The 22,495-nt window shown below is 44.6% G+C and carries 17 protein-coding genes; 16 read left to right on the top strand and 1 reads right to left on the bottom strand.

Annotated features, from left to right (window positions below; translation table 11 throughout):
- Window positions 1-129: 129 nt before the first annotated feature.
- The 7 genes from NSQ38_RS29165 (at window position 130) to NSQ38_RS29135 (ending at window position 6,264) form a co-directional block, all read left to right on the top strand.
- The gene (locus tag NSQ38_RS29165) at window positions 130-1,350 is read left to right on the top strand and encodes an amidohydrolase family protein (RefSeq protein WP_339785614.1); all 1,221 of its coding nucleotides are present in this window, start codon (window positions 130-132) and stop codon (window positions 1,348-1,350) included.
- Window positions 1,351-1,406: 56 nt separating this feature from the next.
- Entirely contained in the window at window positions 1,407-2,573 is a 1,167-nt protein-coding gene (locus NSQ38_RS29160) for a hypothetical protein (protein ID WP_339785611.1), read from the top strand.
- A gap of 256 nt (window positions 2,574-2,829) precedes the next feature.
- A complete protein-coding gene (locus NSQ38_RS29155) occupies window positions 2,830-3,765 on the top strand; it encodes a helix-turn-helix domain-containing protein (protein ID WP_339785608.1) in 936 nt (311 codons plus the stop codon).
- A gap of 27 nt (window positions 3,766-3,792) precedes the next feature.
- Window positions 3,793-4,281, top strand: coding sequence for a DinB family protein (locus tag NSQ38_RS29150; protein WP_074093953.1), 489 nt, complete (start codon window positions 3,793-3,795; stop codon window positions 4,279-4,281).
- A 190-nt stretch (window positions 4,282-4,471) separates the two neighbouring features.
- Complete coding sequence (locus NSQ38_RS29145; RefSeq protein WP_339785605.1) at window positions 4,472-4,759, top strand: hypothetical protein; 288 nt, start codon at window positions 4,472-4,474, stop codon at window positions 4,757-4,759.
- 172 nt (window positions 4,760-4,931) lie between these two features.
- Entirely contained in the window at window positions 4,932-5,624 is a 693-nt protein-coding gene (locus tag NSQ38_RS29140) for a hypothetical protein (protein WP_339785603.1), read from the top strand.
- A 118-nt stretch (window positions 5,625-5,742) separates the two neighbouring features.
- On the top strand, window positions 5,743-6,264 hold the full coding sequence (locus tag NSQ38_RS29135; protein WP_339785601.1) for a GNAT family N-acetyltransferase: 522 nt from the start codon (window positions 5,743-5,745) through the stop codon (window positions 6,262-6,264).
- 53 nt (window positions 6,265-6,317) lie between these two features.
- Here NSQ38_RS29135 and NSQ38_RS29130 read toward each other — a convergent pair whose 3' ends face one another.
- The gene (locus NSQ38_RS29130; protein ID WP_339785598.1) at window positions 6,318-6,668 is read right to left on the bottom strand and encodes a hypothetical protein; all 351 of its coding nucleotides are present in this window, start codon (window positions 6,666-6,668) and stop codon (window positions 6,318-6,320) included.
- 438 nt (window positions 6,669-7,106) lie between these two features.
- Here NSQ38_RS29130 and rhaD point away from each other — a divergent pair, with 438 nt between their 5' ends.
- The 9 genes from rhaD (at window position 7,107) to NSQ38_RS29085 (ending at window position 21,989) form a co-directional block, all read left to right on the top strand.
- Complete coding sequence (gene rhaD, locus NSQ38_RS29125; protein ID WP_339785595.1) at window positions 7,107-7,958, top strand: rhamnulose-1-phosphate aldolase; 852 nt, start codon at window positions 7,107-7,109, stop codon at window positions 7,956-7,958.
- A gap of 324 nt (window positions 7,959-8,282) precedes the next feature.
- Window positions 8,283-10,100: an APC family permease gene (locus NSQ38_RS29120; protein ID WP_339785592.1), complete on the top strand. Its 1,818-nt coding sequence runs from the start codon at window positions 8,283-8,285 to the stop codon at window positions 10,098-10,100.
- A gap of 343 nt (window positions 10,101-10,443) precedes the next feature.
- Window positions 10,444-11,406 carry a sugar ABC transporter permease gene (locus NSQ38_RS29115; RefSeq protein WP_339785590.1) on the top strand — a complete coding sequence of 321 codons (963 nt, stop codon included), beginning with the start codon at window positions 10,444-10,446 and terminating at the stop codon, window positions 11,404-11,406.
- Window positions 11,403-12,224 carry a carbohydrate ABC transporter permease gene (locus tag NSQ38_RS29110; RefSeq protein ID WP_339785588.1) on the top strand — a complete coding sequence of 274 codons (822 nt, stop codon included), beginning with the start codon at window positions 11,403-11,405 and terminating at the stop codon, window positions 12,222-12,224. The genes NSQ38_RS29115 and NSQ38_RS29110 overlap by 4 nt, the downstream gene beginning before the upstream one ends.
- A gap of 366 nt (window positions 12,225-12,590) precedes the next feature.
- Window positions 12,591-13,949 (top strand): ABC transporter substrate-binding protein, encoded by a 1,359-nt coding sequence (locus NSQ38_RS29105; protein ID WP_339785585.1) that lies wholly within the window; start codon window positions 12,591-12,593, stop codon window positions 13,947-13,949.
- Window positions 13,950-14,136: 187 nt separating this feature from the next.
- The gene (locus NSQ38_RS29100; protein WP_339785582.1) at window positions 14,137-15,291 is read left to right on the top strand and encodes a copper amine oxidase N-terminal domain-containing protein; all 1,155 of its coding nucleotides are present in this window, start codon (window positions 14,137-14,139) and stop codon (window positions 15,289-15,291) included.
- 611 nt (window positions 15,292-15,902) lie between these two features.
- The gene (locus NSQ38_RS29095; protein WP_339785580.1) at window positions 15,903-21,476 is read left to right on the top strand and encodes a 5'-nucleotidase C-terminal domain-containing protein; all 5,574 of its coding nucleotides are present in this window, start codon (window positions 15,903-15,905) and stop codon (window positions 21,474-21,476) included.
- A gap of 96 nt (window positions 21,477-21,572) precedes the next feature.
- On the top strand, window positions 21,573-21,737 hold the full coding sequence (locus NSQ38_RS29090) for a hypothetical protein (protein ID WP_339785579.1): 165 nt from the start codon (window positions 21,573-21,575) through the stop codon (window positions 21,735-21,737).
- 33 nt (window positions 21,738-21,770) lie between these two features.
- Complete coding sequence (locus tag NSQ38_RS29085) at window positions 21,771-21,989, top strand: immunity 17 family protein (protein ID WP_339785576.1); 219 nt, start codon at window positions 21,771-21,773, stop codon at window positions 21,987-21,989.
- The last annotated feature ends 506 nt before the right edge of the window (window positions 21,990-22,495 follow it).

Below are 22,495 nucleotides of genomic sequence, written 5' to 3'. Positions count from 1 at the left end.
CCATTGGAGAAGGGAATCAAAAAAATCTGGGGATAACAGCGATCGGAAGGTTATTCTGTCATCGGAGTGGGAGTGTGAATATTCTTTAGTTGAACTTACAACCAAGTCTGAAAATGAGGTGGAGTACAGATGACTCAAATTACTGCTTTTACAGGTGCATTGTTAATCGATGGACAAGGTGGAGAGCCTGTTTCCGATAGTGTGGTCCTGGTTGAGAACGGGAAATTCATAGCTGCGGGTGCGAAGGCAGCCGTTCCAATCCCGGAAAATGCCAAGCTTGTTGATGTAACAGGCAAAACGGTGATGCCCGGATTAATCGATGCTCATGTACATGTGCACGGGGCCAAAAATCTGAATATGGCTGCGGTGGCGCTGGAAGCCAATGAACTTCAAATGGGGAGAGCACTTCAGGATCTGCCGAAGCTGATCAACGCGGGTTTTACAACCGTCAGGGATGTGGGTAGCCATGTTGCTGTATACATTCGCGATCTGATCAAGGAAGGTGTGGTGAAGGGGCCGCGGATTAAAACTTCCCGTCATATGCTCTCTCAGACGGGTGGGCATGCAGATATCCATATGATTCCAACGGAACTGAATATCTTCACCGTGTGTGACGGCGTTCCGGAAGTCATTAAGGCAACACGCACGCAGTTCCGTGAAGGGGCAGATTTCATTAAAGTGTGTTCCACAGGCGGGGTACTTTCGGAGAAAGATGACCCTCGCTGGTCACAATTCCGCATGGATGAGCTGAAGGCAATCGTGTATGAAGCGGAAGCGGTGCAGTCTTATGTGGCTGCACATGCGCAAGGTGCACAGGGGATCAAAAATGCGTTGGAAGCGGGCGTACGCACCATTGAACACGGGATCTACATTGATGAAGAAGGCATTGGCATGATGCTGGATCAAAAGGCGGTTCTGGTTCCAACGCTAGCCATTGTACATCGGATCATCAAAGAAGGGCATAAATACGGTGTTCCCGAATTTGGTATTCGCAAAGCCAAAAGTGTATATCAGGAGCATATTGAGAACATGATTATCGCGCGTAAGGCAGGCGTAACCATCGCAGTAGGGACAGACTTCTGCACGTGTGCACCTGTTGAGCATGGCGGGAATGCACTCGAACTGCGATTGCTTGTTGAAGATGTTGGATTTACGCCGATGGAAGCGATCGTAGCTGCAACAAGAGATGCGGCGAGAGCGATGCAGATGGAAGCGGAGATCGGTACGATTGAACCTGGCAAAGCTGCTGATCTGCTGGTATTGAATGTAAATCCGTTGACGGATATTGGACTGCTCGAACACACAGAGAATATCGAACAGGTCTATTTATCAGGTGAACGCTTGAAATAAGAAAGATGGTTCCACGTGTACTGAACTGACAACATAGAGAATGGGGAGAAGCCACCATGTTTAGTCAACCGATATATATCGCCACAGTATTACTTGTTATTTTAGCTATAGGGGAACTGGTTTCGATCTGGTCCAAAGCGCGAATTCCTTCCTTGCTTGTTATTCTGATCGGATATTTGCTGCTGAACTGGGCGGGGTTATTTCCTAAAGGAGTGGTCTCCAGTTCTGCTCTGACGGCGTTCGGGGCTCTCATGGTGGCTCCGCTGATTGTACACATGGGGACATTAATACCGTTGAAATTAATACGTTCCCAATATAAAGCAATACTGATCTCACTGTTCGCATCACTCACGGCGACAGGTCTGATCCTGTTGATCGTATCACCGTTCTATGGTTATCCTACGGCTGTTGCCGGATCAAGTCCGGTTGTCGGTGGCATTATCTCTTATCTGATCACAACCACGAAGCTGCAAGAGATGAACCTGGGTCATCTGATTACGATTCCGGCTGTTATTCTGGGTATTCATTCCCTCGTGGGGATGCCGATTGCAACCAATATGTTGCGCAGATATGCGTTAAAACTGCAGAAGCAGGGTGCTTTTGAGAACAAGGTTGCAGGGGAAGGCCATGTGAACATTAAAGAAGAGAATGCCAAAACATTCCTTCCACAGCGATTCCAGACCGCACCTATCCTGCTGTTGCTCTTGTTCATTATGGGTAGTCTCTCCATTTATCTGGGCAATGTAACCGGACTTAGCTACAGTATCTGGGCTCTGTTGCTCGGGGTTCTGGGACATCTGATCGGACTGTTCCCATCTCGTATTCTGGATAAAGCAAGTACATCGGGAATTGCCATGATAGGTCTGATCGTAGTCGTTATGACAAGTATGGAGTCGATCACTTTTGATGCGGTGGTTAGTTCCATTATTCCAGTGTTGTTCATTATCGCAATCGGTGTAATCGGGGTGCTGATCGGTGGATTTGTTGGCTCCAAGCTGTTCAAATGGGACCCGCTTAAAGGTCTGCCTGTGGCACTGACTGCACTATTCGGTTTTCCGGGGGACTACATTATCTGTGAGGAAGTAAGCCGTTCAGTTGGACGTGATGAAAATGAACGCAAAGCCATCCTCGATGAGATTTTAACGCCGATGCTGGTAGGTGGATTCACAACGGTCACAACAGCATCCGTGTTAATTGCGTCCATACTGATCAAGACACTTTAAGAGGTTGTTCAAAAACGTTCTTTTCGGACATACACTATAAGAAAAATTGATGTTTTTTTCATCCCAATTTCAGTTTCCATTAAGGTTGGGAAGGTAAGATAAGTCTTGTAAACCCCTTCTCGTGTTAAATAGATGTGTGACTGGCCCTATCGGATTGTCCTCCGGTAGGGCACTTTTTTTCTTCATTTCTTCGGTTGGTGGTATGATAGATGAATACATAATGTGTAACCAACTCTAGTGATCGGAGGATGGAATTGTGGAACACAGCCTGCACCCGTTGTTTAAGCCTATTCAGATAAATGGAACGTACCCTAACAGTTATTATGTTGAGAAAATACCTGCTGCCGGCTTGATGGCTTATGTGGCCTGTTATTGGGAATCAGGATCTCTTCCGAACACACATGAGGATGTTGCTAATAGAGAAGGTCCAGAGCGATCGATGACGACGGCACCTGCCCGGGTATTGCCGGATGGTTGCACGGACATGCTGATTACATACGACCCAGTCTGTTCAGAGCACTCCTATGCTTACTGTGGCAATTATACACAGCCGTTTGCTGTACCTGAGCCATCCGATGATGGTTCCCCTGCTGGAGACTACACCTTTGGTGTCCGGTTCTTCCCGGGTGGAGCGCATGTCTTCCATGGCATGCCTCTGGAGTGGTTTACGGATAAGCGAATTGCCCTTCAGGAATGTTGGCCGGAGAAGCTGAACGAGCTTCAGGAACGGATGGCCGAAACGAATAGTTTTGCAGAGCGAGTAGAGGTTATGAATGCGTACTTGAGTCCGTTTCCCGTGCAGGCAAGCACATCGGAGAACAATTTGATGAAAAACGTGCTGCACCGCATCTTTATAGATGGGGGACGTATGAGTGTCCAAGAGCTGGCGATGCGTGAAGTAATCAGTGAGCGGCAGCTGCATCGCAAGTTCTCGGAATGGGTAGGAATCAGCCCCAAGCGATTCAGTGAGGTGGTTCGTTTTCATCGTGTGTTGAGCGATATTCATCAGGGGAACACGGCAGACTGGGCAATGCTTGCCCAGAATCATGGATTTTTTGTCCAAGCCCATCTGATTCGGCAATTTCGCAATTTTTATGGAGAGACTCCGTTGACGGCAGCCAGGGAGCATGGCAGAATGTTGTCCGATTTGTACAATAGATCTGTAGCACCTTCGGTTATACTGAAGTCGTGAGAATAAAAGATAAGGGAGACATCATATATGAATGGAACATTGCAGATTCGGGATCACTTGTTAAATGAATTGGAAACAGGCGTACGGACGGGGGCTTCGTTAATTCGCTTGATCCGTTCGGAGGATTGGTCGTATCGTCCACAGGAGAATATGCGTTCATTGGTGGAGCTTGTGCATCACTTTATCCAGATTACCGCATCCGATCTTGCCATTATGCAGGAAAAAGGTGAAGCTGAGGTTGGGCTTGTAGAGAATAGCCTGTCGGGGACTCAGGATATTGAGAAGCTTGAAGCAACGTTATGGAGCAATTTCGAATCCTACAAAGCCTATATTACGGGATTGAGTGAAGATGACTTTTTGAATCGTTCAACAAAAGCTTTTTATATGGAACATGGTCACTTGCAGGTTCAATGGCAGATTGAAACGGTAACACATGTATTCCATCACCGTTCACAGCTGTATAACTATCTCAAGCAGCAGGGCCATGAACTAAACTTTTTCATGCTGTATGCGTAATTAAACCTGTAATATTAAAGTAAGCTTAGTTGGCTTCACCGGATGGTCCGGTGGGGCTTTTTTTTGCGTACAGTCGTCTATCAATCTATGAAGTCTATCAAAATTGGACATTATGACGCTGGTAATTCACCGTTGCTTTAATAGATTTCAAGCATAGAATACCGTATCACAGCAAAAGGAGGTGATTTCGATGGCCATCCTTTTACCGCAACAGTTTTACAATCTTCCAGCAGGTGTAGGTAAGTCTTACTACGAAAACTTGGCTGGAGGCACCAATGCCAGCGCTACAGTGAACAACTTTGGACCTTTTCCGGTATCTCTCGTGATTACACGTGTTAATGCACCAGTAGTCACTTACGTTGTTCCTGTAAACAGCAGTCTTACCATTTCTGCAGGTGGAGTTCTGGTTTTTGCCTTGTTAGCTAACCTTGGCGGCGCAGCTTCCGGAACAATTCAATTTGCCACAGCAGATTTGTAATTGATGTGGACTGGATTGGAATGGCCTCTGTCGGACATCTTGTCGGCAGGGGTCTTCTTTTTTTATGTGGAACCTTCTGGATTGAAAGTGATATTATACTAGAGTCTTATTATTTGATTAATAGGTTGTTATAAGAATGAATTTCTTATACAGCGAGAGAAAGGGAGATTTGATGTTTAGAAAGATGTTCATCTGTATTTTGGGGATAACCTTAGTATTGTCTGTAATTCTGTTACCACATGTTGCTCAGGCTGCGACTGAGTTGGCTACTCTGGAGTATGGCAATGGGGCTATATATTATGGAGAGACCAAAAATGGAAAACCTCACGGGAATGGAACCATGACCTGGGGGAAAACCAAAACCTACAAAGGAAGCTGGGCACAGGGGAAACGTTCGGGACACGGCGTATATAAAGTTATAACACGCGGAGAGGACAGTATTACAGAGTCCAAGTATGATGGGAACTGGAGGAATGACAAAAAGGATGGTAAAGGTAAACTTCAGGTTAACGAAATAGCATTGACTGGAGATATGCTGGAATCGCGAATCCAAACAGGGACATTTGCAAAAGATCAGTGGATTGCAGGCTATGATGTACGAAATGGAGAATATGATCCGCCATATTATTTTGCTTACAAAGATTCGAAAATGAGTCTTAAGATCTTGGGAGATGCCGGAAATATTTTGAATGGATTAAAGAATAACTATTTCTTCTCGTTTACATACCAAAAGGGAAAAATATATAAAAGTGTTGGTGTTGGAGATGAGTATAATCCTAAGCAATTTAGTTCCTTCATAAAAAGTGTAGAGAAAGAGATCAAGCCTCACATCAATCAATTTGAGGAATTGGCTAAGCAATTATAAGTGTGATTAGAAGGTATGAACGTATACAAATATAAATGTTGTTTATCCTGACGGTCATTCGATTAATTTAAGGTATAGGCGGCACGCAGATTGGTGTTGGCATACAGGAGGTTAGTGGATGATGAACAGAACAATCTTATTTGAAACGGAACGGTTGGAATGTGCGACTTGGAACGAAGGAGATCGTGCGCTGGCGTTTGCATTGTGGGGCGATCATGAGGTTGCCAAATGGATTAGCAGCAAGGGATTTCTGAGTGAGGATGAAGTAGAAGCGCGATTAACACAGGAGATTCAAAGGCAGAAGGAAGCGGGAGTGCAATATTGGCCCCTTTTTGAGAAAGAGACGGAGGTGTTTGTCGGTTGCTGTGGCCTGCGTCCGTATTCTTCAGAAGAGGATATGTATGAATTGGGATTTCATCTAACCCGGGATCACTGGGGCAAAGGGTATGCGCAGGAAGCGGCACGGGCGGCAATTGGTTATGCCTTTGACAAAATGAACGTGAAGGCACTGTTTGCCGGGCATCATCCGGATAATGAAGTGTCACGTCACATCTTGATCAAGCTGGGATTTGAGTATACAGGTGATGAACGTTATGAACCGACAGGAAAGATGCATCCATCGTATGTGCTGCGAAAATAAGAAACCCTCGACCAGCAAAGGACAGGGATTGAGGGCATCTGGTTTCCCCCCTTTTATAGAACTAGTTCATTCGAAACAATGCGATGTGCGGTGACAATTTGCCCGGTGCTGTCTTTTCCCCACACTGAAATTTCAGTTAATGCAGCTGCGCCTCCACCCGTTGTGAATACATATTCGTATCCATCCAGGTTGGCAAAGTAGGTTTGAGAGAAGACTTGCCCGGGGGTCAGATTAACGGATTGAAGCACATATAAGGTCCTCGTTCCATTCAGGAAATAACCTTGAATGAGTACATTGGACGTATTGATGGAATCGGTGTTGACCATTTTGATGGTGACTTGTTGTGTAGGCCTGCTGCCACCGGAGAGATTGTTCTCGATCGGGCCTGTAGAAAGGACTGCCATAGGTTCATCTCCTTTTATATGAATGTCTTTTCCTGAGAAAAGCTAGAATAGTATATGTTAGAATTGACGAAAGCGTTTGGACAGAGAGATAGATGTACTGACTGAAAAGAAGGCACTCAAATTTCTGTCCACCGGGGATATATGTTTTCATGCTTTTTTTATTTCGCTTTCAGCTTCTATTAAGGTAGCGGAGGTATGATAACTCTTGTAAACCCCTTCTCGTGTTAAATAGATGTGTGACTGACCCCGCCGGACGCCGGTGGGGTATTTTTTTTGTTTTATTTTCAAATAAACAAAACTAAACAAAAATAAATAAAAGTATATTTCTGTGTTTTTTATTGACTATCAAAGATAAACAAAGGTATAATGAATGTGAAATAAAGAACTTACTATGTACGTGGCAAGCCATATGATTTTCAATATAAGGAGAGATTGATCATGAACGTGACCCTTACGAATGACACAACACAGGTTGCAGGTTTCCATATTCCATTTGTCCGTGAGATGGCTGAGATTACACAACATATGTGGAAAAATGGCTGGGATGAGCGCAATGGTGGTAATGTCAGCTATCTGCTGGAGGAAGAGGAAGTAGCCCAATATATCGATATCCATCATGTGATTCGCAAGATCAAACCGGCATTTTCGGTGCAAGAGCTAGCAGGCAAGTATTTTATTGTGACGGCATCGGGCAAATATTTTAAAAATGTACTCGCTGATCCCGAGAGCAACCTGGGGTTGCTACGTGTATCGCAAGATGGTCAGGAGCTGGAAGTGCTCTGGGGATTGAAGTCGGGGGCAAACCCAACAAGTGAGTTGCCTACACATTTCATGAGCCATATTGAACGTTTGAAGCTGGACCCCAACCACCGGGTTGTCATGCACAACCATGCCACTCATGTATTGGCCATGACGTTTATCCACGAATTGGATGAAGCAAAATTCACCAAGACCCTCTGGCAGATGTGCACGGAGTGTGTGGTTGTATTCCCGGATGGAATTGGCATTATTCCATGGATGATTCCTGGATCGAACGAGATTGGCCGCGAAACGGCTGAGAAAATGAAAGAATACCACGCGGTCATCTGGCCGCAACATGGTATCTTTGGAACAGGCACAACGATTGACGAAGCTTTTGGTCTGATTGAGACCATCGAGAAGGCAGCCCAAGTGTATATGCTGGTTGCTGGTCACGAGATCCGGCAGAGAATTACGGACGAACAGCTGACCACACTGGCACAAGCGTTTGGTGTTACTCCTCGTCCAGGCATTCTGGACGTGAAGGTGTAACGAATTAATCCGAGGTTAACAACAATTGAAAGGTTGATCTGACGCGTAGTGATTCTGATTGAGAATATTGATTCGTTATATACAGGAAGTGGTCTTTGGTTCACTGAACCAAAGGCCATTTTCTGTTTTTCGGCTAACAAACGTCGTTTTGGTTCAAAATAGTTCAAAATACTAAACAAGAATGGCTTTGTTATCGATTATTGAATCGTAGAATGCATTATCACGCGCTGGCGAAATTCGGGTGAAATGACGTATTGTCAACGGCTCTGCGATTTTGCATAATAACAATGCTTCACAGATGAGAGACGGAAGGATGTTATGATCATGCTTGGCAAAATGAAGAGAATCTTAATAGGCAAGCCAATGAAATCGGCTCAACTGGATGGAGAAAAATTGGGGAAATGGAAGGCGCTCGCCATCCTGTCCTCTGATGCCCTATCGTCCGTTGCCTACGGTACGGAACAGATTTTGCTGGTGCTCGTTGCGGCCGGATTCGCCGCCCTGTGGTACTCCGTTCCGATTTCCATCGCCGTGCTGGGATTACTCGTCATTTTAATTTTTTCCTATCGCCAGACGATATTTGCTTATCCAACAGGGGGCGGCGCTTATATCGTAGCCAAGGATAACCTGGGTACAACATCCAGTCTGATTGCCGGAGGATCTCTGCTGGTCGATTATATTTTGACTGTTGCAGTAAGTTCGTCCGCAGGGACGGATGCGATTACGTCGGCTTTTCCTATGCTGCATGATTACAGTGTTGTGATTGCACTCATTATGATTGTTTTTCTAACGATTATGAATTTGCGGGGAGTAACGGAATCAGCTTCTGTGCTGGCGATCCCCATCTATCTGTTTATCTTTTCGATTGCAATTCTGATTATCTCGGGCGGAATCAAATTTCTTGCCGGGGGGATGGAAGCAGCTGCACCTGAATTCGGAACAAGTCTATCCCATGTGAGTATGTTTCTGTTATTAAAAGCATTCAGCTCCGGATGTTCGGCCTTGACTGGTGTGGAAGCGGTAAGTAACGCGATCCCGAACTTCAAGCAGCCTGCCGAGAAAAATGCCGCAGGTACATTACTGCTCATGGGTTGTATATTGGGAGCCATGTTCATTGGTATCACCTTACTGGCTTATGGATACGGAGTGAAGCCTGATCCCAAAGCAACGGTCATTTCCCAGATTGCTGAAGCGACGTTTGGCAGGGGCATGATGTATTTTATCATCCAGGGTGTAACGGCACTAATCCTGTTCCTGGCAGCCAACACAGCATATTCGGCTTTTCCACTATTATCCTTCATGATGGCAAAGGATAAATACATGCCGCATGCATTTATGGTCAGAGGAGACCGCCTTGGGTTCTCAAACGGGATCATTTTCCTCAGTGTGATGTCTGCGCTGCTGGTGGTCGGGTTCAAAGGAAATACGGAAAGCCTGATTCCGCTCTATGCGGTAGGGGTGTTCATTCCATTTACTCTGTCGCAGCTCGGTATGATGATTCGCTGGATCAAAGTCAAACCGTCTGGCTGGCAGATGAAGTTGCTGGTCAATACGGTCGGTATGCTGACTACATTATCGATTACCCTGATCTTTATTTTCACCAAGTTCACGCAGACATGGGTCATCTTTATCTTTTTGCCTTTCGTTGTTTATGTGTTCATGCGTATTCACCGTCACTATTGCAACATTGCCGATGAGCTGCGGATTGATATTCAGGTTGATAAGCCAGCCAAAAAAGGCAATACGATAGTCATTCCTGTTGCAGGCATTACCCGGGTTGTCATGAATACGATCAGTTACGCCCAGACGATGTCGGATCACGTGGTCGCGCTGTACATTGGATTCGATGATGAGGCTATACGCAAAATGGAGCAGAAGTGGGAAGAGTGGAATCCAGGTGTTCGTCTGGTTGTGATCAAATCGAGATACCGTAGCATTATGGGGCCGCTGAAGAAATTCATTGATACTGTAGAGTGGAAAACGGCCGAGACGGATCACATCACCATATTGATTCCACAATTCATCACCAAGCACTGGTGGCAAAATGTACTGCACAACCAGACCAGCTTCATGATCCGGGCTTATCTGATCAATTACAAAGACGTGATTGTCACCACGGTGCCATATCATCTTAATCGTTAACTCGAAGGATTACTCGCTTCACCTCGTTTGGAAGATTTACAGATTATTGTAAAATGAGTCGCTTTTATTAATAGGCAAACGTTCATATTCCATTTACACATCAAACCGCAGGGATATCTCCAAACAGGGGAGTTCCTGCGGTTTTTTGTCATGAGATAAGGTCTGGATACCGCTTTCGAATGGATGCACATTTGCGTAAACTCCCTTGTCCATGATTAACGTTACGTTGATTCAGAATGAATTTTGCTGTGACATTCGACTCGTACACTAGATAACGTGGTGCTGAAGTTGATGTAACATTTCACACACACTGAATGCGTGAAACAAGGGGGAAGAAAATCCGATGAGTGAGCTTGATAACCGGATCAGCTTGCCCGCCGCCAAACGGCGCGTATCCGGTACGAGTGCGCGCCGGACAGCCTCGCTGCGTGTGCAGCGAATGCGGGAGAATCTGCTGGCCTATGGTTTCCTGGCACCATCGCTGCTTTTGTTTGCAGTGTTTCTGTTTTACCCGATGTTTAAGTCCGTGTACCTCAGTCTGCATTCCACAGATCCGACGGGGCAGATTGCAGCTTATGTAGGACTGGATAACTTCAAGGCCGTGTTCCAATCAGGACTGTTCATGCAAGGGATGAAAGTGACGTTACTATTTGTGCTGTTTACAGTCCCCACAGGTATGTTGGCTGCTCTGATTCTGGCTGCACTGACTCACAACCGGTTCAAGGGAATGCGTATATTCCAGTTTGTGTTCTCTCTGCCCGTGGTGTTATCCGTCGGTTCGTCAGCGGTCATCTGGAAGTTTCTCTTCCATCCGACCCTGGGCATGCTGAATTATCTGCTTGGCAAAGTAGGCATCGACCCAATTCCCTGGCTTACCAGCCCGGATTGGGCATTGATCTCGATCTCCATCATGACGATCTGGATGAATCTTGGATTCAACTACATTATTCTATCCAGTGGTTTGGCAGGCATCCCGGATGAGATCTACGAGAGTGCCAAGATTGACGGCGCAGGACCATTGCTGACATTTCGCAAAATCTCGATGCCACTACTGTCACCCACGTTATTTTTTGTTACGGTCGTATCGATCATTGGTGCTTTTCAATCGTTCGGTCAAATCAACATTCTAACCCGGGGTGGTCCGATGGACAGTACAAATGTTTTTGTATATTCCATCTATCAGGAAGCCTTTGTTAATTTCCGCTTTGGTACAGGTAGTGCACAGGCACTGATCCTGTTTGTGGTGATTATGCTGCTGACCCTGATCCAGTTCAAATGGGTAGAAAGGAAAGTGCATTACCAATGAGTGCGACTTGGACCAAAACGCTGTTGTATGGATTACTGACGATCTGTGCAGCGCTTGTGCTGTATCCGGTGATGTACACCTTTTTCATGGCCGTCATGACACCGGAAGATGCGAGCGCTTATCCGCCGCATATCATTCCAAATTCTATCGATCTGTCCAACTTTAGCGAAGTATTTGATATTGTTCCGATTGGTCGATTTATAGGCAATACCTTCCTTGTTGCAGGACTGACGACACTTGGTCAATTGATTACAGCGAGTATGGCAGCCTATGCTTTTGCGAAAATGCAATTCAAAGGCAAAAACGTCATCTTCAGCATGTTTGTCACAACGATGATGATTCCATGGGAAGTGACGATGATCCCCAACTACCTGACAGTTCGCAGTTGGGGTTGGCTGGATAGTTATCAAGGGCTTACGGTGCCGTTTCTGGCAACGGCGTTTGGTACATTCCTGCTAAGACAGTTCTTCATGCAGCTACCCAAGGAACTGTTCGAGGCAGCGAGGATCGATGGTTGTGGTCATATTCGCTATTTCATATCGCATGTCTTGCCTTTGTCCCGTCCGGCACTTGGTACACTGGCAATCTATTCATTCTTAAGCATGTACAATTCGTATCTCTGGCCGCTGCTGGTGACAAACACACCGGAAATGAGAACCGCTCAGATCGGGATCTCGATGCTGGAGTTCCAGGAATCCACAGCGTGGAATCTGGTATTTGCCGGAACAGCGATGGTCATTCTACCATCCTTACTGTTATTGATCTTCGGGTTGAAACAGCTTGTCCGCGGAATGGCCGCAGGCGCGCTGAAGGGGTAAGGAGTAAGGTTTTAAAACTATTTAATTGAAGTGTAAGCTCTGAAGGTTTTGATCTAAAGATTTTGATTTAGAGGTTTTGAATAAACCATGTATCAGGTCTTAAGGTCTGGATACCAGGAGCGAATAAAATGAGGCTCGTGCTTCAAATAAAATGTTGAAATGAACGACGGTAGTAGTGGAGGGGACGAAATCGATTCTGAAGAAGCAAAGCGTTCGCCTTTATCCCCAGATTTCCCCCTTTGAAAGGGATGAAAGAAATCCGGGGATAACAGCGATCAAAAGAACGATTCGTAACCGTAACGGCCACACCGCGTCATCCCCAAGATTTTATTGTACGCGAGCCATATAAAAGGAGAGCGATTTCGTTTGAAAAAAAGAGGAACATTTGCATTAATGCTGGCTGCACTCATGTTGGTCATTTCCGCTTGTGGAACAAAAGCGGAAACAAGCAGCCCGGCAAGTGGAGCACAAGCAGAAGCAGCCGCAGCCGAAACAACACAATTGACGTGGTGGCATTCCATGTCTGGCGCAGGGGAGAAAGCCATTAACCAACTCGCTTCCGACTTTAACGCTAGCCATCCCGACATTCAGGTGAAACCCATCTATCAAGGGAAGTACGATGAGAGTCTGAATAAACTCAAAGCATCCATGGGCTCAGACAGCGGTCCTGACATTATCCAGGTCTATGAGATCGGTAGCAAGTTCATGATCGATTCGGGCATGATTACACCAGTACAACAGTTCATCGACAAGGACCAGTTTGACCTGTCCCAGCTGGAGCCAAATATCATCCGATATTACACCATCGATGGCAAGTTGAACGCTATGCCGTTTAACACATCGAACCCGATCCTGTACTACAACAAGGATATGTTCAAAGCAGCAGGTCTGGACCCGGAGAACCCGCCGAAGACGTATGAAGAGTTTGAGCAAGCGGCAAAAGCACTGGCGAAAGACGGTAAGCCAGGAGCATCCATGGCGATCTATGGCTGGTTTATGGAACAGTTTTTTGCAAACCAGAATGCAGATTATGTAAACAATGGAAACGGAAGAACTGAAGCAGCTACAGAGTCTCTGCTGAACTCCGAAGCTGGAGTGAAGACATTAACGTGGTGGAAAAAGATGATTGACGAGAAAACCCTCTCCAATCTGGGACGTAGCACAGACGATACAACAGCAGCATTTACCGCCCAGCAAATCGGTATGACCCTGGATTCCACGGCTGGCCTGCGTAAAATCGTAGAAGGTTCAGGTGGCAAGTTTGAACTGGGAACAGGCTTCCTGCCTCGTCCAGCGGATGCCAAAGAAGGCGGCGTTGTGGTGGGTGGAGCAAGTTTGTACATTATGAATAACAAATCAGAAGCACAACAACTAGCGGCATGGGAATTCATCAAGTACTTGGCTACACCAGAGGTACAAGCGAACTGGAGTGTTGCGACAGGATACTTCCCTATTACGACAGCAGCCTACAATGAGCAAGTATTAAAGGATAATATGGCGAAGTACCCGCAATTCCAGACAGCAGTCGATCAATTGCACGCTTCCGCGGATTCGACAGCAACATCCGGGGCATTAATGGGAGTATTCCCGGAAGCCAGACAACTTGTCGAAGGAGCGATTGAAACGGTTCTGAATGGACAAGGTACACCACAGGAAGCATTGGATGCAGCAGCCAAACAAATTACAGACAAGATTGCGCAATATAACAGCACGGTGAAGAAATAATTTAATTCATATCAGTGTTGAATGCAGTGATTAAGCTGCATTCAATTTTTTTGTTTTACTAAAAAGAAAGACTAACATTTTTTGTTAATGATTCCGAAAATAGAATAGGAAGCTGAAAGGGGTATCCCAATACATGGATTCATGAAAAGCAATGGACAATATTAAAAATAAGAAGGAGTACAAGTGAATGAAAAGAGTAACGGTTCTAATGATGGCATTTATGTTGTTGTTTGTTTCAAGTGTTTATGCGGAGGAACTTAAAGTTAAAGATATTGAACTCATCCCTAATACTTCAGTTTCGGTCGGTGGTAAGATTAATCTTAATATAGTTGTTGTGTATGATGACGAAAATTCAATACATAGCGATAACGATCCATACTACAGAAGAAATACAGGTCTTACAAAAACAGATTATACGATCAGTGAACCTCATATACTTCAAGTGCTGAGCACTGGGATGGTAAAGGTAATAGGTGTAGGTTCTTCAACAATTACTGTTAAAGTCGAAAATGTTGAAAGATCAGTTACTATTTCAGGTAGTTTGGATGAAGCAATTGATGGAGGATACATAAAAAATGGTGTGACTCTTGTTCCGATGAAAGAGGTATTCAAGGCACTGGGAGGGAGTGTTAGTTACATTGCTCAACAGGACGCCTTCGAGATTAAAGTTGGTTCTACCAAACTAACTCTCCCGAAAACGGGAACAAAAGCAACGTTAAATGGAGAGCCATTAACTCTCAAGTCCCCGTTGCTTGTTCAAAATGGCGTAACTTTGTTTCCTGCTTCTGTTCTCTCAGATGCTCTGGATGGAACTGTGACTTATAACTCTAAATCTAAGCAGATGCAAGTATCCATTGGTAAAGGTAAAATGACTATTAATATTGAACAACCTCAAAAACAAAACAGTGTAACAGGAACAACTCCAACAAAAGGGAAACTTTATGCTGTGCCAGCTACTGGAGATATGAAAGGGTGGAGCATTCTCAAGGGTCATCCTTACGAAAAAAGCATCCGTGTGTACTTCAAAGTCAATGGGTCAAATGTACAAATATATACTAAGGATATAAGGAAGGTAGATCTGAATAAAAAAGTAACATGGACCGATTTAGAGGGGAAAAAACACACAAATACGGTAAAACAGTTGTATACTGTTTTTGGGGAATTAAGTAATGAATATACTAGTGACATACTATATAAAATGTTTGGAAAAACATATTCAGACTGGATCGGCTCAACTTCACTGAATGCAGATCGATACGTTGACCAGTACTTGGAGCAACAAGGATTAATTGAACCCTATGGAAGTAATATTACTTTGACACCAGACACAGAAGTATATTGAAAACCGTCTGTAACATTTCGAAAAAGTGAAATTAGTATCATTTTTCATATTTTATATTATCCCACAAGAAAGTCTCTGAGAGTAATTGGAGATGTTCTTGTGGTTTTTTTTGATGTGGTTATATGTCTTTGTTAATTATCAAGTAATAATTAACATTCCATTAACTCATACTGATTTTGCGCTTAATAGTTCTCTTTTATACTCAGTTAATGTGGTGATCTAAAGTGATCCGTACATATCGTTTTTCATGTGAAAATGCATGTCTCAAGACTCAGGTTTTAGTGGGTTTAAAGAAATGAGTACTGTCACTAAATGTCGAATTCGTATATATATTCAGTATAAATGTTAATTTAATTGACGTTAAATAACCGTATATCTAACATTTGTATAACTTTAGTAGGCTTAATAACATGTTTTTAATCAAAATTCAGTACTATTTATTCATTATTATAGAGATTCGTTTAGGATGTGTAATATTAGTGTTCTATTTTCTTTCATTAAGAAGAAATATTGTTTACACAAGCCTGTTATTCAGTTATCTTATATTTGAACTAATGTACAATCTGTCTGAACAAATGATTGAAAATTCAAAACATGGGGGTAGGAAAAAGATGCAAAGTAAGCAAATAAAGAGTTGGCTCAGATTATTCTTAGCTGTAGTTCTGCTGATTACGGGTGCCATACCGGCTGGCTTATTCAACAACGAAGTTGCAGCGGCTGATGAGCCGCTAACAGTTGCGGAGGCACTCGCTCTTGGTTCGGATGAATCAACCGCCACAGTTGAAGGTTATGTTGTCGGGACCTACAGCAACGGTCCAAGTGTAAATTTGAATCCCCCCTTTACTGTAAACACCAATTTTGCAATTGCTGATAGTCCAGCCGAAACAGATATTAGCAAAATGATGCCTGTTCAAGTACCCACAACTGCTCCTCGCAGCACGTTCGGACTACAAAGCAATCCCTCCTTATATCAATCCAAAGTACGTATTAACAACGGTTCGTTATCTCAATATTTCACTTCTAAAGGTATACGATCCGTTACATCAACAACTTTTCAACTGATTGATGAGACACCGGATACGGAAGTGGCTAATGTCACAGCTAATCCGTCCTCAGGGGCCGTTCCGGCAGGAACACAGGTTACTTTAGGAACAACTACAGTCGGTGCTGCCGTATACTACAAGTTAAATGATGAAAATGCGTTTCTTCCTTACACAGTTCCCATCACGGTGAATGATGCTATGCACATTGAAGCTTATGCACATAAAGAGGGCTTACTGGATAGTGCAATTGCTTTATTTAATTACACGATCGTTGACAATACTCCAATTTCAATCTCTGATGCCAGAAACAAGCCTGAAAACTCTTCGGTTACCGTTCGAGGGATTGTAACCTACCGAGAGGAATCCGGGGGAATGGCGAATCTATATATTCAGGATGAGAATGCCGGAATCGTCATTCGTGGTACAGATTCAACTGTTGAGCCAGGTGACCGGATTGAAGCGTATGGTCCACTCACCATTTATAACGGTCTACTCCAGGTAGAGAAGGATAAACCAGGATTTCCAGGCGGTTATATTAATATCTTGGATAAAACACAAGAAATTCCTGAACCGCTTACGTTGACATCCAAAGACTTTGCGCCTGCTGAAGGCGGAGGCAAGGGTACGGGCGGCAACTATGAAGGGATGCTTGTCGAAGTCAATGGGGTCACAGTGACAAGAAGTAGCAGTTCCACCTTTTTTGCGACAGATGTGGATGGTCGAGAGATCACGATCTATGCCAAAAATAGCCCCACTGCACTGGCAATAGGCAAAACATACGAAAAAGTGACAGGCGTCATGACTTATCACACAAGCTATGGTCTCGAATTAATCCCACGCACAGCAGCGGATGTTGTCGAAAATCTGCTTTCTGTTACAGCTAGTGTTCCTTCAGGGGGGATTGTAAAAGGATCTACAGTGACTTTATCCTCACCAATGGCGGGAGCAGAAATTTATTATACGGTTAATGGCACTAACCCTACATCAACATCTACGCGGTACACTGGGCCGATTATAGTAGATGAAGATATTGTTATTAAAGCTATTGCAGTGTCTGGCGGGAATACAAGTAATGTATATACCTATACTTACAAGGTTCTTCAGGAACTGAACAATCTCAGAATCCACGATATTCAAGGGGCCTCCCATAATTCCTTATATGATGGTTTGGCTGTGCAAAATGTTGAAGGTATTGTGACTCATGTTGTAAATGCAACTTCCTTCTACATGCAGGAGCTTCCCGATATGGAAGATAACGATGACAGAACATCTGAAGGTATTCTGGTCTATAAGTCTTCACATGGAATGACGGTAGGTAACAAGTTAAGCGTATCTGGACAGGTGAAAGAATATGCAACAGCAACGACTGAGCTGGCAATAACGGAGATTGTAGCTACATTAATTACGGTTGAAGAGAGTAATAAAGATCTGCCTGAACCTGTGGTTTTGGGTGCAAACGGTCGAATGATTCCTACCGTAATTGATTCCGATCAATTTGGTGAGTTTAATCCAGATAAGGATGCCATTGACTTTTATGAAAGTTTAGAAGGTATGAGAGTCCAACTCGATAATGCTATCATTATCGGTCCATATTCCAGTGAACCGGGGCTCGCTGTAGTTGTAGATAATGGTACAAAAAATGCGCTGCGCACTCCTGCAGGCGGTGTTATTCTAACAGGCGATGGTGCAGAACCGTTTGAGAGCTCACTTAATCCGCAACGGCTGTTCATCAATAAAAAACCGTCTCAGGCCGTTAAAACGGGGGACAAGCTGAGTGGCTCCGTTAATGGGGTTATGACATACTCGAATGGAAACTTCAAAGTGATTCCTGAAGGTAATCTTCCAGCGATTACACCGAGCCCTCTCGAACAAGCAACAACAAAAATTCAACCTACGAATGACAAACTAACAATTGCGACCTTCAACGTTGAAAATTTCAGCCAGAAGGATGCAGCCAGAGCTGTTAAAATCGGTGGAATTGTTGTCAATAATCTGAAAAATCCGGATATTATCGGCATTATGGAAGTGCAAGATAATGATGGAGAAACAGACAGTGGAGCAACAGCTGCAGATGCTAGTTTCCAAACCCTAATCGATGCCATTGCAACTAAAGGTGGTCCTACGTATAAATACACAGATATCGCTCCGGAAAATAACAAGGATGGCGGAGCACCAGGGGCCAACATTCGTGTAGGGTTTCTGTATAATGAAGCACGTGTGTCCTTGAAAGAAGGAATTAAAGGAAGTGCGACAACAGCAATTCAGGTAGGCGCTGACGGCAGTCTCTCCAATAATCCGGGTCGTATTGCACCAGGGGATGCGGCGTTCGCCAGCTCCCGCAAACCGCTTGCCGCTGAATTCGAATTTAATGGTGAACGTGTAGTGGTGATTGCCAACCACTTCAATTCCAAAGGCGGAGACCTGAAACCTTTTGGAAATATACAGCCTGCCACTCGAAGCAGTGAAGTTCAACGGGCGAAACAAGCTGCATTGGTGAATGGATTTGTGAAAGAGTTACTGAACAAAGACCCTGACGTAAATGTCGCCGTTCTCGGTGATTTCAATGACTTCCAATTCTCAAATACATTGAACATTGTCGAAGGTAATGAACTGGACAATCTGGTAAACGAACTGCCAGAGAATCAGCGTTACTCCTACATCTATGACGGCAACTCTCAGACACTGGATCACATTCTGGTGAGCAAAAATCTGACTGAGACAGCAGCCATCGAAGTGGTACATGTAAATGCCGATTTTGAGACAGCAGATGGACGAGTGAGCGACCATGATCCACTGCTCGCACAATTGAGTATTGGAGATCCAGTGGAAGAAGGGGACTTCAACCTTCGCGTGCTGCACACAAACGACACGCATGCGCATCTGGATAACATCCCGCGCCGAGTAACGGCAATTAAGGAAACACGCAATGATAATACCCTGGTGCTGGATGCAGGGGACGTATTCTCGGGTACATTGTACTTCAATCTGTTTAACGGTCTGGCTGATCTGGAATTCATGAACATGATCGGATATGATGCCATGACCTTTGGTAATCATGAGTTTGATAAAGGTCCAAGCGTACTGAAAGCATTTATTGAAAAAGCAGAGTTCCCGTTTGTGAGTGCCAATATTGATTATTCAAAAGATGCGAATTTAAGTGGTTTGTACAACAATCACATCGGGAATCCGGGTGAGAAAGCCGAAATCTATCCGGCGATTATTACGGAAGTGAATGGTGAGCGAGTCGGTATTTTCGGACTGACAACACCGGACACGGTATCTCTTTCTTCACCGGGAGATGACTTGAAGTTTGTAGATTATAAGGCAAGTGCACAAGCAACCGTGCAGATGCTGCAAAATGAAGGTATCAATAAAATCATTGCTTTGACTCACCTGGGCTACTCAGAGGATCTCAAATTGGCTGAAGCCGTAGAAGGAATCGACATTGTGGTAGGTGGTCATTCACACACCATTCTGAACGCACCAGTTTTGGTGGATACCCATGCGGACCCAACTTTGGTTGTGCAGACTGGGGAATATGATGTTTCTCTTGGTCAACTGGATGTTACGTTTGATGAAGCAGGCGTATTGAAAAAGTGGAACGGCAAATTGCTGAGTCTGGATGCCAAAGATGCAAACGGCCAATTCGTCTATGCTGATGATGTGGAAGCCGCAAACAAGCTGAAAGAATATGCGCCTCAGCTGGAACAATTCAAGAAAAAAGTTATTGGTAAAACGAATGTCTTCCTGGATGGAGAACGGGGCACTGTGCGGAAACAGGAAACCAATTTAGGAAACCTGATGACAGACGGTATGCTGGAGAAAGTGAAATCCATTGTGCAGGAAAATGACGTCAAAGGATACGTGGCGATCCAGAACGGCGGTGGCATTCGAGCTTCATTCCAGACAGGGGATATTACGCTGGGCAATCTCCTGTCTGTGATGCCATTCGGTAATAATCTGTCTGCTTTGAAAATGACAGGTAAAGAAATCACAGCCGCACTGGAAAATGGTGTTAGTGGTGTGGAAACGGGAGAAGGGCGCTTCCCGCAAGTGGCAGGCATGCGGTTCTACTACGATTCCACGAAACCAGGCGAGAAAATTGATGCCACAACCAACACCGTAACCCAAGTTGGTCAACGTGTAGTCAAAGTTCAGATTAAGAATGCAGATGGTACGTACACGGATATCGATCCGAATGGGTATTATATCGTCGCAACCAATTCATTCATGGCTAACGGTGGAGACTTCTATCGTGCTATGAGAATGGCGAAAGATGATAATCGATTCTACGAATTAAATCTGGTCGATTATGAAATCTTCCATGAACATCTGGACCGTGTAGGTACAGTTGATCAAAAGACGGAAGGACGTAGTACGGATCTGAAGGGAGCGCCACTTCCGGGGGACGGTAATGGAAGCAATCCTGGTAATGGTGGCGGCAATAATGGAAGTAATCCGGGCAGTGGTAACAATGGTGGAGGTTCTACAACACCTACTACGCCTGTAACCCCAACCACACCGACTACACCAACCAATCCCACAAACCCAACTACGCCAACCGTTCCTGGTAATGGAGGTACTAATCCAACCACTCCGGTCGTAGACCTGAAGGACATCGGAAATCACTGGGCAGCTGCTGCCATTGAGCAGGCCATTTCCCGGGGAATTGTGAACGGGTATCAGGATGGTAATTTCCGTCCGAATGCACCAGCCACACGCGCCGAATTCATTGTTATGTTAGGGAGAGCATTTGAACTTCCAGCCAGCAACAAGGCATTGACGTTTAAGGATGCTGCGGGAATACCTGCATGGGCACAATCCTTTATTGCTCAGGCAGTGGATCAAGGCATCATTAGTGGGTATACGGATGATACGTTCCGTTCATCGGGCAAAGTATCGCGGGTAGAGATGACAGTTATGCTTGTTAGAGCACTCGGTCTCCCGGTACAGTCGAATCCGGCACTGAGTTTTGCGGATGCAGATAAAGTACCGGTGTGGGCTGTTCCATATATCGCTGCTGCATATGATGCAGGACTGGTGAAGGGAACAGGTAAAAATATGTTTAACCCCCTCGCTGAAGCCACACGTGCTGAAGTGGTGACTCTGCTATTGTCGGCAAGCGAGTTGCAAAAGCAATAAAACGCATGATACAGACGTAACAGAACAGCTTGCAGACTTCCATCTGCAAGCTGTTTTTTTCTAGGGCGTGTCTGAAAACTCCGAAGGAAGTAGATTTTGCCGAACTTTCGTTCCAAGCAAGGGAGTTTTCTGCAGGCGTGCCGGGGCACGTCAAGGGAAAGTGACGCAGCAGGGGGCGAAGAGGCGGTGAAAGATGCACTTCAGCGAGATTTGAGATACGCCCAATTAATGCCTGTTAATTTTCACCAAGTGAAGGTATAGTAGACAGGATTATATTGAAGGAGTGTTGACGAGATGCAAGATCAACCCGTTTTAATCGCACTATTTGCCATAGCGGCAGGAATTTTTAGTTTGCTTGGTGGTATCAACAATTGGGACTGGTTTATGAAGAGTTTTAGAGCAGGAATCTTTGTGAAGACCATTGGACGGCAGGGCGCAAGAGTGGTATATGGTATTCTTGGTGTAGTCATGATTGTCATTGGTGTACTATTGTTGCTGATTGGTAAAGTGTAGAATAGAAAAGAAAAGAGAAGAATTTGCAGATCCTGAGTACATAATTCAGTTTCACAGCCCTTTAATGTAGAAGGTAACGATTAGTACGTTTAGCTTTATGCTTGAGATTTTCGAAGTTAGTTAGGATGTGGAGATTAGCTTTTTAAAATGTCTTGAAGCCCAAGCCTTTATACCCTGGGGAAAGGGAGACCATTTTCTAAGGAACTCAGGACGCCTTATTTCGCCTTTAGTTCTTCTCTTTACAAAGTAAGGAACATCAGACACGTTATTAACTGGAATCCCTGACAAAAACACAGCAAACGACTGTTTTATTCTGATATAGCGTGTCTCAGATTCTTTGGATTTCTGGAATCACTTCATATCCTTGAATAAGACGTCTCCGATTCGTTAGCGCTTGTATTTGCTCTGCTCTAACCGTGAGTGAGTATTCTACTCCTGATCCTATCCAGAGCGAAGCTTTTCATTAAAAGGGAGAAAATCCACTTTAACGGCACTTCAGGTACATT

Origin of the sequence: Paenibacillus sp. FSL R7-0313, from assembly GCF_037969885.1 — a bacterium.
In the GTDB taxonomy this organism is placed as follows: domain Bacteria; phylum Bacillota; class Bacilli; order Paenibacillales; family Paenibacillaceae; genus Paenibacillus.
This window is presented reverse-complemented; position numbering and strand designations above follow the sequence as displayed.

What these genes read in the sequence shown, in the direction of transcription:
- NSQ38_RS29165 (WP_339785614.1), top strand. Translation starts at nt 130, where the DNA reads ATGACTCAAATTACTGCTTTTACAGGTGCATTGTTAATCGATGGACAA.
- NSQ38_RS29160 (WP_339785611.1), top strand. Translation starts at nt 1,407, where the DNA reads ATGTTTAGTCAACCGATATATATCGCCACAGTATTACTTGTTATTTTA.
- NSQ38_RS29150 (WP_074093953.1), top strand. Translation starts at nt 3,793, where the DNA reads ATGAATGGAACATTGCAGATTCGGGATCACTTGTTAAATGAATTGGAA.
- NSQ38_RS29145 (WP_339785605.1), top strand. Translation starts at nt 4,472, where the DNA reads ATGGCCATCCTTTTACCGCAACAGTTTTACAATCTTCCAGCAGGTGTA.
- NSQ38_RS29140 (WP_339785603.1), top strand. Translation starts at nt 4,932, where the DNA reads ATGTTTAGAAAGATGTTCATCTGTATTTTGGGGATAACCTTAGTATTG.
- NSQ38_RS29135 (WP_339785601.1), top strand. Translation starts at nt 5,743, where the DNA reads ATGATGAACAGAACAATCTTATTTGAAACGGAACGGTTGGAATGTGCG.
- NSQ38_RS29130 (WP_339785598.1), bottom strand. Translation starts at nt 6,668, where the DNA reads ATGGCAGTCCTTTCTACAGGCCCGATCGAGAACAATCTCTCCGGTGGC.
- rhaD (WP_339785595.1), top strand. Translation starts at nt 7,107, where the DNA reads ATGAACGTGACCCTTACGAATGACACAACACAGGTTGCAGGTTTCCAT.
- NSQ38_RS29120 (WP_339785592.1), top strand. Translation starts at nt 8,283, where the DNA reads ATGCTTGGCAAAATGAAGAGAATCTTAATAGGCAAGCCAATGAAATCG.
- NSQ38_RS29115 (WP_339785590.1), top strand. Translation starts at nt 10,444, where the DNA reads ATGAGTGAGCTTGATAACCGGATCAGCTTGCCCGCCGCCAAACGGCGC.
- NSQ38_RS29110 (WP_339785588.1), top strand. Translation starts at nt 11,403, where the DNA reads ATGAGTGCGACTTGGACCAAAACGCTGTTGTATGGATTACTGACGATC.
- NSQ38_RS29100 (WP_339785582.1), top strand. Translation starts at nt 14,137, where the DNA reads ATGAAAAGAGTAACGGTTCTAATGATGGCATTTATGTTGTTGTTTGTT.
- NSQ38_RS29095 (WP_339785580.1), top strand. Translation starts at nt 15,903, where the DNA reads ATGCAAAGTAAGCAAATAAAGAGTTGGCTCAGATTATTCTTAGCTGTA.
- NSQ38_RS29085 (WP_339785576.1), top strand. Translation starts at nt 21,771, where the DNA reads ATGCAAGATCAACCCGTTTTAATCGCACTATTTGCCATAGCGGCAGGA.